Annotated in this window: 12 protein-coding genes; 6 read left to right on the top strand and 6 right to left on the bottom strand. The window is 39.5% G+C overall.

Annotation, left to right across the window (positions count from 1 at the left end):
- The first annotated feature begins 78 nt into the window (after positions 1-78).
- A complete protein-coding gene (locus DLD82_RS17500) occupies positions 79-597 on the top strand; it encodes a DUF6790 family protein (RefSeq protein WP_109942425.1) in 519 nt (172 codons plus the stop codon).
- Between the two features lie 8 nt (positions 598-605).
- On the opposite strand, the gene DLD82_RS17495 is transcribed toward DLD82_RS17500, so the two are convergent.
- Positions 606-1,775: a molybdopterin molybdotransferase MoeA gene (locus DLD82_RS17495; protein ID WP_109942424.1), complete on the bottom strand. Its 1,170-nt coding sequence runs from the start codon at positions 1,773-1,775 to the stop codon at positions 606-608.
- 219 nt (positions 1,776-1,994) lie between these two features.
- Between DLD82_RS17495 and DLD82_RS17490 the strand changes: the two genes are divergently transcribed.
- The 3 genes from DLD82_RS17490 to DLD82_RS17480 all read left to right on the top strand — a co-directional run bounded on the left by DLD82_RS17490 (position 1,995) and on the right by DLD82_RS17480 (position 3,983).
- Positions 1,995-2,204 (top strand): TOBE domain-containing protein, encoded by a 210-nt coding sequence (locus DLD82_RS17490; protein ID WP_109942423.1) that lies wholly within the window; start codon positions 1,995-1,997, stop codon positions 2,202-2,204.
- Positions 2,205-2,433: 229 nt separating this feature from the next.
- Positions 2,434-3,231 carry an ABC transporter permease gene (locus DLD82_RS17485; RefSeq protein ID WP_109942422.1) on the top strand — a complete coding sequence of 266 codons (798 nt, stop codon included), beginning with the start codon at positions 2,434-2,436 and terminating at the stop codon, positions 3,229-3,231.
- Complete coding sequence (locus DLD82_RS17480; RefSeq protein ID WP_109942421.1) at positions 3,231-3,983, top strand: sulfate/molybdate ABC transporter ATP-binding protein; 753 nt, start codon at positions 3,231-3,233, stop codon at positions 3,981-3,983. Before DLD82_RS17485 ends, DLD82_RS17480 begins: the two co-directional genes overlap by 1 nt.
- 108 nt (positions 3,984-4,091) lie before the next feature.
- On the opposite strand, the gene DLD82_RS17475 is transcribed toward DLD82_RS17480, so the two are convergent.
- Together DLD82_RS17475 and DLD82_RS17470 are read right to left on the bottom strand one after the other, a co-directional pair.
- Positions 4,092-4,964: a class I SAM-dependent methyltransferase gene (locus DLD82_RS17475; RefSeq protein ID WP_109942420.1), complete on the bottom strand. Its 873-nt coding sequence runs from the start codon at positions 4,962-4,964 to the stop codon at positions 4,092-4,094.
- Positions 4,965-5,126: 162 nt separating this feature from the next.
- The gene (locus DLD82_RS17470; protein ID WP_109942419.1) at positions 5,127-6,188 is read right to left on the bottom strand and encodes an ABC transporter substrate-binding protein; all 1,062 of its coding nucleotides are present in this window, start codon (positions 6,186-6,188) and stop codon (positions 5,127-5,129) included.
- A 298-nt stretch (positions 6,189-6,486) separates the two neighbouring features.
- On the opposite strand from DLD82_RS17470, the gene DLD82_RS17460 reads away from it, so the two are divergent.
- Positions 6,487-7,656 carry a molybdopterin molybdotransferase MoeA gene (locus DLD82_RS17460; protein ID WP_109942417.1) on the top strand — a complete coding sequence of 390 codons (1,170 nt, stop codon included), beginning with the start codon at positions 6,487-6,489 and terminating at the stop codon, positions 7,654-7,656.
- 93 nt (positions 7,657-7,749) lie between these two features.
- Here the strand turns inward: DLD82_RS17460 and DLD82_RS17455 are convergent, their stop codons facing one another.
- The 3 genes from DLD82_RS17455 to DLD82_RS17445 all read right to left on the bottom strand — a co-directional run bounded on the left by DLD82_RS17455 (position 7,750) and on the right by DLD82_RS17445 (position 11,069).
- Positions 7,750-8,454, bottom strand: a complete 705-nt coding sequence (locus tag DLD82_RS17455) for an HAD family hydrolase (protein ID WP_109942416.1) — start codon at positions 8,452-8,454, stop codon at positions 7,750-7,752.
- A gap of 194 nt (positions 8,455-8,648) precedes the next feature.
- On the bottom strand, positions 8,649-9,248 hold the full coding sequence (locus tag DLD82_RS17450) for a nucleoside-triphosphatase (protein WP_109942415.1): 600 nt from the start codon (positions 9,246-9,248) through the stop codon (positions 8,649-8,651).
- A gap of 27 nt (positions 9,249-9,275) precedes the next feature.
- Complete coding sequence (locus DLD82_RS17445) at positions 9,276-11,069, bottom strand: radical SAM protein (RefSeq protein WP_109942414.1); 1,794 nt, start codon at positions 11,067-11,069, stop codon at positions 9,276-9,278.
- A gap of 455 nt (positions 11,070-11,524) precedes the next feature.
- Here DLD82_RS17445 and DLD82_RS17440 point away from each other — a divergent pair, with 455 nt between their 5' ends.
- Positions 11,525-11,734, top strand: coding sequence for a TOBE domain-containing protein (locus tag DLD82_RS17440; protein WP_109942413.1), 210 nt, complete (start codon positions 11,525-11,527; stop codon positions 11,732-11,734).
- The last annotated feature ends 96 nt before the right edge of the window (positions 11,735-11,830 follow it).

Here is an 11,830-nt window from a genome sequence, read left to right as displayed (position 1 = left end):
TTCCTCTGGTTTATTCTGTTAAAAAAAATATTTCTTCCTGTTCCTCACCTATTATATATTTCCTGTCGTTTTTTATATATGGCATTCGTGGATCTTCTCCCCCTGATTTTTATTCTCATTGCGCTCATTGGTGCAGGAGTGGAGATGAACAAGAGAAAAAGGAAAATCTCTGCCTCACAACGGATTGAGATTCTCCTCAGTTGGATATTCCTGGTAATTATCGGATTTGGAGGTATATGGGCATTTATCGGACACACATTTTTTGCTGACCAGGTAGCGAATAGTATCGGATGGCCGACTGGAAATCCGTTTCAGCAGGAGGTTGCCTTGGCCAACCTTGCAATCGGAGTGCTGGGTCTAATCTCTTTCAGGGTCACGGGATCATTCAGAATAGCAACCATTATCGCCTATAGTATATTCATATTCGGAGCAGGTGTCGGCCATATCTGGCAGATTATCTCTGCAGGAAACATGGCTGTTAATAATGCAGGCCCCATATTATGGATAGATCTCCTGCTCCCGCCTCTCATTATTCTTCTCTATCTTCTCAATAAGCACCTGGAGCATAAAGAGGCAAATCCCTCATTGAAACGCTGAAATCCAGATTACCTGATAAGTATAACCTGGACTCTTTCACCTTTTCTAAACCCGTTACTCCATCGGGGAAGATGAAGGATTCCATCTGCCGCCATACCGGTCATATGTCCAAATGCCCATTCCAGTGGAAAAATGCTGATCTTTCCATCTGAATATCTTGTAGAAACCAAATGGAAGATATCAAACTGGTTACATGGGTTAATGTCTTCGGTTATCTCCCCGATAACATGTTTTTTTGCAGGGATTGGAACACCCCATGATTTTAGCATCGGAAATACCAGATTAAAAAAGGTAATGAGACTTGCAATAGCCTGTCCGGGCATTCCAAATACAGGTGTATCCTTGACAGATCCACATGAAACAGATGTACCCGGGAACATAGCCACCCCGTGAAAGAGTACTGACCCGCTTTTTTCAATGGCTTTTACGGTATAATCCTTCGAACCGCCGGATGAACCTCCAAAGACTAGAACCATATCACAATTTTCACATGCGGATGTTATCTGTTTTGCAATAAGGTCCGGATCATCAGGAGTGATTGGATAGAGTTCAGTGAGAACTTTATACTCCCTGATGTATTCGGATATCATGATGGTATTAGTATCGGTAATCTGTCCGGGAAGGGGATCTTTTTTCAGGGGAACTATCTCGTCTCCGGTAGCGATAAGTCCGATCTTCCATTTTTTTACCTTTACATTCCGGACACCAAAATGCGAAAGCGTGGCAATGTCATAGGGGATGATATATTGGTCTTTTTGGATAACCATCTGACCTTTCATTGCATCCGAACCTTTTTTTATGACATTATAATGGGGAAATACAACGGATGAGATAACCCAATGATCCGGCCCTTTAACCTGAATTTCTTTATCCGGGACAACTGCATCATATCCTTCCGGCATTGGAAGCCCTACATTAACTTTTATGCCATCAATCTGAAGTGGGCATTTTTCTGAGGCACCTTTCGTCTCTTTGCTCCTGATTGCAATACCGTCAATTCCTGCCAGAGGCAGGGGTGGTATTGTACGCTGGGAGAACACCGGTTCGGCAAGGATGTATCCTTTGGCATCTTTTACCGGGATGATTCTGGTTTGTGGGGTATGGTGAAATGAAGATAATATGATCTTTTGAGCCTCTTTCATGGAGATAAGAATATCTGTATTAAAGGATCCGGGCATGGTTTTTCACAAAATTAGATATACTTGTTTAACAAAGATAAAAAGCTAACTACATCACTCAATAATTGATCTCCGGGGAAATATTTTACGCTTATCTGGTTGTTTTCATATATATAGTATGATCTTACAAAAAATGAATCATTCCGGTTGTTGGAAACACATTAATTCGTTTACTATTCTCTTACGGATCGCCACAGTACAAGAGATGGAGAAATTATCATGAAAATTAGTGCAAGAAATACTCTCAAGGGAACTATCAAATCTATTATTAAGGGCCCTGTTAATGGTGAAGTTGTCATTGATATTGGTGGTGGAAATCTTATCACTTCGATAATCACTACACAGTCCATTGATAATATGGACCTTAAAGTGGGAAAATTGGTTTATGCCATAGTTAAAGCAAATGAAGTACTGGTAGCCGTGGATTAAAAGGCCATTCCAGAAGAAATATAAATTGTGGTTCTCAAAAAATATCTCAATGATGATGTGCAAAATGGATTATCAGTATTAAATTTAACTTCCTTTCATTTTCGTCAAACCAAACCAGATAGTATCACAGTATGATAATAAATTAAACCGATATATGCATTCATGAATGGCACTCCAGAAAAGTCTTAACTTTGTTTTTTTAGGCGATAATTTCATACAGGCAGTATAAATGAGTTCAAAAAAGATAAAAACTAAATTTGCAATTGCGATATTTAGCCTTATCATCATCATCACCATTCTTTTCTTTACTTTGCCGCTACTCTCTCTCCTTTTCAGGATTTCACCCGAAGACTTTGTTACCGCTATCCTGGATCCGGATGTCAACAGTGCCATAGTGCTCTCTCTTATAACGGCAGGAATGGCAACCGTGATTATTGTACTCCTTGGAACTCCAATTGCATATCTGAATGCAAGACATGAATATCGTGGACGAAATTTTGTTGAAACACTGCTTGACCTGCCAATTGTTCTTCCACCGTCCGTTGCTGGTCTGGCATTGCTGGTTCTCTTTGGCAGACGCGGACTGATTGGGGGATTTCTGGATGATATCGGGATTACCATCATTTTTACCACATTTGCAGTCATACTGGCCCAAGTCTTTGTTGCAGGCCCGCTCTACATCAGACAGGCAAAGACTGCATTTGCAATGGTAGACCAGGTATACGAATCTGCAGCCCGGACTCTGGGTGCCGGCCCATTTGTAACGTTTGTTAAAGTTACCATTCCTCTAGCATGGACGGGACTAGTTTCAGGGATAATTTTGGGCTTTGCCCGGGGAATAGGAGAATTCGGAGCGACCATCATGGTTGCCGGGAATTTACCCGGGAAAACACAGACCATGCCACTTGCAATTTACGGGATGATGCAAAGTGATCTTACTGCTTCCATTGCCCTTTCACTAGTTCTTATTGTGATGTCGTGTATAATTCTGATACTCATCAGAATGATTTCCGGGAGGTCGTCCTGATGCTTTACGCACGTCTGGTAAAAAAATTACGGGATTTTCTGCTGGATGTTGAATTAACCGTCAATCCTGGAGAAGTATTGGTCCTTCTCGGAGAAAATGGATCCGGAAAATCAACGGTTTTAAATCTTCTTTCCGGGCTCCTTGGACCGGATGAAGGAAAAATCATTCTAAATAATAGTGAATTATTTTCAAGTGAGAAGGGGATCTTTTTCCCACCAGAAGAGCGCAATATAGGATATGTTTTTCAAAATTACGCCCTCTTTCCTCACATGACCGTATTTGAAAACATTTCGTTCGGGCTTAAGATGCGGAAAATTCCTAAAAACCAGTTTAATGGAGAAGTGGATCGATTCCTGGAGAATCTGGGGATTGAACATGTAAAAAACGAACGGGTTACTAATCTTTCCGGAGGACAACGTCAACGGGTTGCTCTTGCACGTGCTTTGATTGTTAAGCCTCATATGCTATTACTTGATGAACCTCTTACGGCTTTAGACCAGTCAGCCAGGGATAAGATACGGCTTGAACTTCGGGAACACCTGGTAAATAGTAAGCAACCGTCGATTCTGGTTACTCATTCACTTAAAGATGCAAAAATTATCGGTGATAAGGTCATGATGCTCGAAAAAGGAAAGGTTGTTTGGAGCGGAAAAGCCAACGACCTGAAATCATTATCAAATATTCCGGACGAATCACCGGTTCATGTCGTATCAGAAGAGTATATCAGTTTTTCTGGAATTGCAATTGATTAATCATCTTAAACGTAAATCTTTTTTAAAAACAGGGAAAATCCTGCTGAATTTTTCTAAATTAGTTTTTCTAAAGAATTAGGCACATATTATTGATTTACTTAAAAAGATTTAAACCTGATTTTTGTATTTTTCAATAGACCAGATCATCATTCCCTTGTATGTATCAGAATGAATGTAGTATACATTATTTTCAGAGATACTTTTGTAATATTCTTTGATTTTCTCTCTGCTTTCATCGGAGAGTTCATGTTTCATCTCTAAATATCCAATCGTATTGTCAGCTGCTTCGTCACAATTCTGACTGCTATCTTCTGCTTTATGATCAAGTTTTACAATCGGGTGATAGCCCAGGGTATAAAGATACATGAACGGGTAAAAAAAACCTGCAGCAAAGAATTCATTTTCAGGAGTTGTTTTCAAAATATGGATATATATATCGCTCGGAATTTTTACAGGATCTCTCCGGATAAAGTTACTGTAATAACAATATTTTTTTGAACAGGCAATCATCCGGTCAAATGTTTCAACATCCCTTATTCCCGGTGTAAATGATGCAATGACCAGATCAAATGCGTTTCGAAATCCTAAAGAATCGATATCGGCGGTCCACCATGAACATTCGATAGGATTTACAGAGAGATTTTCGTTTTCCGCTGTTTCTTTTAATCTCTCAAGCATTTTGGTAGAGATATCAAGTGATGTTACTTTTGCCCCGGCTCTTGCAAGAGGTAAGGTTAGTGTTCCAGGACCACATCCGATGTCCAGAACAGTTGCACCTTCCGGATTGAAACCTGCGTCACCCAGTAGTTTAAAAAAATCAGCATCTTTCTTGTTTTTTCTTTTTCCGTCCAGATCTTTTCCAAATGTTTCAGCCCTTTTATTCCATCGTTCTGCCTGCATATCATCTGAAAAGAAATTAATTGTTTCTGCGGTGGAATTCCAGCAATTAATCCAGCATTGAATATTCTCATCCTGGCTCATTGTTTCTAATGGTTACCATTATTGAGGTATAAATTAATTGAAATGATTATTACTTTAATTAGTTAACCATTATTATTAATCATTACATCCGATGAAGAGCCTTTGAGTGTTTTGAAAAAAAGAATAATGATTGTCCGGAGAATTGAAGGATTATTTCTGATTTTACTTAAGACCAGAACTGGTAATGATTGTATTGACCTCATCATCAGTCAAATCATAGTGTAAGAAATTGGAATAAAACTCCTTAATTAGTGCCGGCAGATCAATATCAGTAAATAAGTCCGGATAGAAAACTTTGGCCAGCCATGGGATACCAATGATACGGTTAACTCCCGGTGGCCGGTCAATCCACCCAAATGGCTGGTTTGGAATCAGGTAGACTTTTTTATTCTTCACTGCATTGATATCCTTCCAATTAGGGTCAGAGAGGACTGAATTGTAAAATTTGCTGTCACCGGCGAGTATAAGGTCTGGATTCCATGCAAGAACTTGTTCCATTGAGACTGGTGTCATCCCGCCACCACTCTTCTCCGGAACATCCGCTACATTATTACCGCCACAAATTTTTATGAGTTGGGCATGAGCTGATTCTTCAGGTTCTGTCTTCAGGCCATCCGGACCTTCGGCATAGTATACACGGACTTTCTGCTCATCAGGAATAGTAGCAACCTTAGAGTTCACCGTTTGGTACACGTTGTCATAAAATATATTCAGATCATCAGCCTCTTCCTCTGCGTTGAGAAGTTCTCCCAGGAATTCAATCTCACGTCCATAATCTTCTGCATTCGTTGAATCTTCAACACCAACCACCGGAATAGGAGCGAGTTTTGTCTGGATACTTTCAATCTGGTCTGATACATCAGTCCCTACTGTGGCTCCATAGAGGACAATATCAGGGTTCATCGAGAGAAATGTTTCATAATTAAGAGTATTTCCCATCTGTTGACCACCAACATTCGGGAGGTTTGTATACTTTGATGAGACATATTTTGAGGTGTTAAATGCAAAATTGAGTCCAATCAGAACATCGGGATCTATCATGTAGACCGCTTCAGTAGTAGGAGGCGCTGTACCAAGAACAGAATCTATTACCACCGGGATAATAACCGTTCTTCCGGTCATGTCAGTAATCGTTCTGGTTTCTTCAGCGAATACTGCGCAAAAACCAGATGCGTTTACAATGAGAAAAATGCTTATCAGGCATCTAAATAACTGATTGTTCATAATTTTCCTTCCGAATTTCAGTACACTTAAGATGAAATCATTCGTACTGGACGTATCTGGTTTTACACTAGTTGATTATAAAGGTAATTATTTAAATTTTCTTCAAAAGTTAATATTTATACACTATTCACTTGTAATCTTCATTCAAAAAACGGTAATTTATTCACTTTTTCAGGATATGCAGATAATTTTGCTAAATTTTTTTTATCGATTGTATCTTGTGAGATCCATGATGAATAAGCAAAACCAGCTATTTTTTAACAAATATTGATCAAATATAAATAACCTGGAGAAACCCATGCCACGAATTTTGCCACATGAACAATTGATATCGATGAAGGAAGCACAAAAAATCATTTTGTCATCATTTCAGTACCTACCAAAAAGCCGAAATGTTCCTATCCATGAGGCTGTCGGACAAATTCTTGCAGAGTCAGTTATTTCACCACGAACCATGCCTCCGGTCCATCTTGCAGGTCCGGACGGTATTGCAGTTAGAAGTGAAGATACAAAAGCAGCCTCTCCTGAAAATCCAATTGAAGTTCAGGGGATTCGTGTCAATACCGGACTTCCTATGCCGGCAGGATATGATGCAGTGATTCCGGTTGAGGAAGTCGAAAAGGTTGATGATGAGAGATTTATTATCAAAGGATCTGTTTCTTCCAATCAGAATATGATACTTGCAGGAACGGATGTTATTACCGGGCAGACCATTGTTGAATCAGGTCATTATTTTACCCCATATGATGCTGCAGCACTTACCAGTTATGGAATCAGAGATATTTCAGCAAAGAGTTGGAAAGTAGGTATAATTCCAACTGGAGATGAGATAATTCCGTCAGCAAAGGAACCGGTGCCCGGACAGATTGTTGATACGAATTCGATGATGATATCAGGATATCTGAATAGATACGGTGTATTATCAGAGATATATCCCATTACTCCTGATGATCCGGAAAAGATGTCCTCGAAAATCAGTACTGCCTGTAAGGATTGTGATATGGTTATTCTGTTTGGGGGATCATCTGCAGGATCAAAGGACTATACCGTTGATGCCATTGAAAAGAGTGGGGATCTTCTCTTTCACGGAGTGGCGATGGGGCCAGGAAAACCTGTTTCATGTGGGCTTGTTGATGGAAAACCGGTCTTTGGAATGCCCGGGCCATCAGTATCATGTCTGGTGACATTTTATCAACTTGTGCTCCCTCTTCTAAAATCCTGGGGAGTTCCAATTCCTCCAAAAAAAGTGGTAATGGGTGAGATAACCAATGATGTTTTACCATTTCAGGGATGGGATGTCTTCTATCTTGTCCAGGTTAAAAATAACGATGGAAAAATTATCATTAATCCGGTAGAAAGAAGATTTGGTCCGAAGGTGGGGATCCAAGCTGATGCGATTCTTCATATTCCCCGGGGGAGTGATGGGTGTAAGAAAGGAGAGAGAGTTCAGGTTTCTATGATCCGGTAAAACCGGATCGTTTTTTTATTTCATCCACCATTGGATGATAAATTCCGGTTTAAAGAATCTGAACACGGTTTTTTGCTAAAAACAACTACAATCTCATATAATTTTTTTGAGTTCCTCTGGATGATTCAGTATCCGATAAGGGGATACTTCACCTAGTTCTTCTTTATTTCCATAACCCCAGAGAACACCTATTGATTTGAGACCATTTTCATGAGCTGCCTGAATGTCAACTGCACGGTCACCAATCATTATGGCAGTTTTATCAATAATCTTATTTTCAACGAGGAGCCGGAGCTGATTGGTTTTTTGTATCCCAATATCCCCTCCGCTGATAAATGAAAAAAAGGGATCTAATTGAAATAGTTTTAGAATTTTCTCTGCGAAATCAACTCTCTTTGAGGTACAGATCCCCATAGGAATATTTTTTGCCATGAGATATTGGAGGCCCTCATATATCCCAGGATAGAGCGTATTTTCTGCATACCCTATCCGGTTGTAATAATCCCGATAATGACGAATAATATGTGAAATAAGTTCACTGGAATCAGAATTCGTGATTTTTCTCATTATAATGTCTAGAGGTGGCCCGATATATTGAGCAACAGTATTCTCATCCATTTCCGGATATCCAAACATATGTAATGCGTAATTTAATGAATGAGTAATGCCGGTTAAGGGATCACTGATGGTTCCATCCAGATCAAGAACGAGGAAATGGTTTATTCCATTGAAATAGTCCACTTCTCTCTGCAAAACCACTCCCGGAAGGAACTGAATTGTAACTCTTTCAACGTTCATAAGTTTTATTCTGTATCTCGTTTATTCAGATATGTAATGGTTCTTTTCAAAGTATATTATGCCAATGAATCGGATTTTCATTCTTACGATGATGAGAACTGGAAATTCTTTATCCTCATCCGATTATTCAAAAAACCCGTCATGGATAGATCCTTTTTGAAAGGTAGCATGAAAAATATCCTTAAGTAATCAGTCTATTTACATTTTAAGGGCGAAATTGATCTGAATTGCCTTATCTCATGTAAAATTTCCGGGATTACATCTGACTGGGGAACAGAATTAATCTCCACAATAACACTTTTTGGATACGGCCATCTCTTTAACACAGCATCAACAAAACACCTCCTTACTGTCCAGATCATCGGAGGATGATTCATTTCATACAGGAGGTCGATACATCCGGCCCACATCACTCCATTGAGTTCAAACCTTCCTACTTCATCAATTACTACAAGATCTGTTTTTCCTATTTTTAATGGATTGAGAATTGCATTACATCCAAAAGAAATACCAGAGTTCATGAAATAATATCTGCCATATAATTCAGAATCAGGAGTTTTTACTATGGAACAGAGTTCTGTTGACTTTCCGGTAGCAATATCAATCAGATCAAATCCTGAACGAAGACCATCCTGGAAATATCCGGGAGCTGCAATGCCACTCATCCGGATATCCTCATTTGAGAGTTTATCAAGGATCTGTTTAAGATAGGTAGTTTTTCCTTCTCCCTGTTCTCCGGTAATGATAAATAAAGGCGAACTCCGGCCGGAAATCTCTGATATGTCTTTACTCATTTTTAGAATTACCTGGTTTTAATGAAATTAAAACGCTGTATCCGCTGATTGATCTGGAATAAGAATGCAATTATCGGCACATGAGTCTGATGCTGAAAGGAAACTCTCAAATAGATTATTTAACCGTTCTTCCTCGTCCGGAAGAGAATACTGAAATAGTTCCGGATGCAGAATATTTGCAATCTCCATAAGGCCGATGATCCAGGGCGGACTGGTGGGCATATACTTTTTATTCAGGGCATATACCTGTGTTTTCGATATCGCTTCAGCAGTAATACCAGTCTTCCTGCATGTACTGATAAAATCCGTGACTGGGGTTGAGAAATGGCTGGATATAAAGATAATCTCCGGATTAAGGGCACTGAATTCAGATGCCGTATATTCTGCATGTTCCGTCTCATTATAGTTAATCTCCCGGTTCAGACTTATCCCCCCGGCAATTTCTACCAGGCTGTTATCAAATCTATCAGCATAGAGGGGGAATAACGGATGACTCAGGACGGTGATGACACGAGGTTTTTGAGCATGTGAAACCTTATGGGTGATATCTGAAATGACCGATTGGATATAATTCACAAAATAAGAACCCTGAGTTATCCGACCGGACAAGTGGGCAAGATAGGTAACCATCTCGCAGTATGTGTCCGGAGTACTTTTTTGTTCCTGATGGGAGTGAAGATATCCGTTCGCAATTACCGTATTGCAATACGAATCGATCAATATTTTTTCAGTAATTCCCAGTATTCCAAGTATCTCTGCAATAAACCTGACACCCATAATTGAACGATATCCACCGAGAACTTCTATTTCGTCCTTTTGAACCGGGGTGATATCTCCCGTATATGGGAACACATACCCACAGGAACACACTCCGTCCTGTTCACAGGATAAAACCCTGGCTGCCATTGGACCAAAGAAAACACGATGAATTATGACATTACCGCAGATAGGACAGAGTGAATCAAGCATGGTTGTAGCAACGGTGTTAAATAGATACACATGGTGAAGATACTCCCGTAACCGGCCACAAAGACCTTCTCCATCTTCTCGTGAAGGCTCCAAAAATCCGAGTTTTTCCCGGTCAGGTGCCATAAAACGCATGACCTGAAATGGTATGTCCGGACAGATACTTTTTATATGTTCTGCCGCCTGGATTACTTCCATTTCCCGTCCGTTCAGGTACATGATAGAGAGTTCCACCGCTATTCCGGCATCGTAAAACAGCCGGACATTGCGAAATACCGGTGAGGCTGAAGTAGCACCACATTCCAGGTATCTTTCATCTGAATATCCCTTCAGTCCGATGTTAATATAATCAAGATATGGAATGAGAATATTTACCGTATCTTGTGTCATATATCCGTTACTTGAACATCCGACAAGAAATCCGGCCTCTTTGGCTGCTTTTGCAACCCGGAGAAATGTAGGCAGGGAAACAGTCGGTTCATTCAGACAAAAGGCAATTCCCCGGCAGTTTCCTTTCCGTGCGATATCCAGTATCTCCTCCGGGGTATGCCTTATCAGCGTCTCCGATACCGTTTTATTTCCATATGATTGAAATTCAGATATACACCCTTCACAAGCGAAGTTACAACCGATTGTACTGATAAGAAGGAACCTGCTATTCGGATAAAAATGAAGGAGGGGGATGGATTCAGTAGTAACAGGATAAATATTGAGATAACAATCAGGATATATCTCAATTATCTGCCCGTTTTCATGCCTGTACATTAAACATTTTCCGGTCATGTGTTCCGAGATCTGACACCTGCATTCACAATAATTACATTGTATTGATATTTCTGGCTCTGATTTTGTCATGAAAAAAACTCCTGCATTTACACAAATGTTAAAAATATTAAGGGAATTTTGGAAAATACCATAATGTATAGGTTATGAGTCCTTGATTACAAAAGAATGTGATACCTAACAGCTCGTTTAATTTTATCTATCATCTGTTCCTGGCAAATTCGTTCGTTATTGATATTGTTGGTCACGCAGGTAAATAATAATTTTTGTTTAATTCTTACTCATAATTAATATAATCCTCATTTTAGAGACGATTTCTAACATGGGTGTTATCAAAGTAATTATTAAAAAAAGAGAGAACCCGAAATAATATTTGAATTTTTTTAGAAAATAGATAGAAATTTCGCTCCGTTTATCTCATATGTAACGCACCAACTAATGTGTTCATGGTTCAATTAAAAAATTTTTATTACATAGTACAGTGAATAAGGTGTTGCCACAGTAATGGCAACAGAGGAGAGTAGAGAATGAAAGTCAGTGCAAGAAACTGTCTCAAAGGCACAATTAAATCAGTTACAAAGGGACCGATTATGGCAGAGATTGTCATTGATATTGGAAATGGTGTTACGGTCACTTCAGTAATAACCGCTCACGCGGCAGAAAACCTTGGGCTTAAGGAAGGTAAAACTGCATATGCTGTGATGAAATCTAGTGAAGTTATGGTTGCTGTAGATTAATTTCCCTGTTTTTTATCCAATAAATTATCCTGACTCTTTTTCCATGAAAAACCGGATCCATTAAGAGGGTAAAACCCTCAAATCGGATCAGGATCT

It is taken from the genome of Methanospirillum stamsii (assembly GCF_003173335.1).
Classification (GTDB): Archaea; Halobacteriota; Methanomicrobia; order Methanomicrobiales; family Methanospirillaceae; genus Methanospirillum; species Methanospirillum stamsii.
The sequence above is the reverse complement of the archived record's forward strand: the minus strand, read 5'-3'. Positions and strand labels throughout refer to the sequence as shown.